Source organism: Oleiphilus sp. HI0117 (assembly GCF_001635235.1).
The window spans coordinates 1-1,708 of record NZ_LWGA01000015.1 but is presented as its reverse complement, the minus strand read 5'-3'; the positions used below and the strand labels follow the sequence as shown (position 1 = coordinate 1,708).

Genomic DNA, 1,708 nt, shown 5'->3' with positions numbered 1-1,708 from the left:
AAATAGCATGCCTGACCTAACAGCATGGTATCGCGCAATTTGTGAGACCCTTCCAATTGAAAGCCGCAAAACGAACGACATTATCTGTGAACTTTTTAAAGCAGGTCGCGAGTATGTTTCGCTAAGTGACTTGGCTGGGAAAGCCGAGATATCAAATACCTCTGAATTATGCTTTTTGTTGTCAAATTTAGCACGAAAAATGTGTGACTCTATACCTTATGAACCGCCCTGCCAGGGTGATGGTCGCGATGCATACCTGGCCTTAATTTGTGATAGTTCTCCTTTAGGTGATAGGGTTAGACTTAATTGTCTCTTTAGTACTATATTTAAGGACTATTGGCATAAATAGGTTAGCTCGCTGGCCTTAACATAGGCGACATCATGGACATTGAGTTATTACGTACATTTTTGGAAGTAAAGAATACGCGTCACTTTGGTAAAGCGGCTGAAAACTTATACCTTACCCAAGCAGCGGTCAGTGCTCGTATCAAACAATTGGAAAATGTATTAGGTGCGAAGCTTTTTACTCGCTTTAGGAATAACTTACAATTAACGGTGACAGGTGAGCGCCTTATTAATCATGCCGAAACAATTATCATTGCATGGGAAAGAGCTCGCCAAGATGTATCGCTACGAAAGAAACAAAAACACGTAATTTCTCTCGGTGCCACAACAGGTCTTTGGGACCTGGTGCTGCAAGACACATTGCACCGACTTCATCGCGATTTTCCAGAAATGGCATTGAGGACGGAAGCGCACAATCCAGATATCTTAACCCGGCACCTAATGGAACGTACATTGGATGTGGCGCTTATTTATGAACCAGCGAAACTCAATGACTTGGTATCTATACCCATAACCCCCGCCGAACTGATTTTGGTTAGCACGAATGCTGACGCAACAGCAGAGGAGGCAGTCCAGCAACGTTATATTGCCATTGATTGGGGTTTGTCGTTTCAAATGAGTTTTACTCAGGTGTTTTCAGATAATATATCACCTATTCTTCATACTACGCTTTCACGAATAGCGCTTGAATTTATGCTTGAATTTGGCGGCAGTGCCTATTTACCATACCGTTTAATTGAACCCTATATCGACAAAAGCCTTTATCAAGTTGCCGATGCGCCGGTCATTGCTAGACAAATCTTTGCGTGCCATCATCGAGAGAACATTCATACGAACGAGATAGAAAACATTCTCAATGTTATTAGGGCGCTTGAAATGCCTGTAGAAGACGCTCCAGAGATTGAAGTGCCAGAAATAATAGAGATATAGAGGGTTATGACATGTTAAGTATTATCCAGCTCTCTGACGATGGTAAGAGTCAAGAGCTCGAAGCAATGTCGATTGATGATCTAATTTCCGGCGACTTACTCACGAGCCAAAAGCTGTGGATTGATCTTACGACCGAAGATCATGAAATAATTAAACGTTTGCTCACAGAGCTAAATATTGACCACCTTGCTATTGAAGATACCCTGCGAAAGAGCCACCCGTCAAAAATCGAGTTTTTTGACGAGCACTTATTTATTTTGTATCGCGGAATTCGTGCCATTGAAGATGATATATCTTTCCAACATCAGTCGATTGGACTCATTGTTAAAGACAACATTCTGGTTACTGTTCACCCGGTTAAATCGGTTGGGGTAGAGCAATCTAAAAAAGCCTTGCGTAAACTCAAACATATATCTCCTATGACGGTCGCTAT

Annotated in this window: 3 protein-coding genes; all 3 read left to right on the top strand. The window is 41.9% G+C overall.

All coding sequences use genetic code 11. The features are described from left to right. Nucleotides 1–349: hypothetical protein (locus A3757_RS27425; RefSeq protein WP_231878174.1), on the top strand; the 349-nt coding region annotated here is incomplete at its 5' end. 32 nt (nt 350–381) lie between these two features. After that, on the top strand, nt 382–1,275 hold the full coding sequence (locus A3757_RS00470) for a LysR family transcriptional regulator (protein WP_068508821.1): 894 nt from the start codon (nt 382–384) through the stop codon (nt 1,273–1,275). Nucleotides 1,276–1,286: 11 nt separating this feature from the next. After that, the coding region (locus A3757_RS00465; RefSeq protein WP_304439151.1) for a CorA family divalent cation transporter at nt 1,287–1,708 on the top strand (422 nt) is incomplete at its 3' end.

Coding starts and splice junctions, on each gene's coding strand:
- A3757_RS00470 (WP_068508821.1), top strand. CDS start 382: ATGGACATTGAGTTATTACGTACATTTTTGGAAGTAAAGAATACGCGT.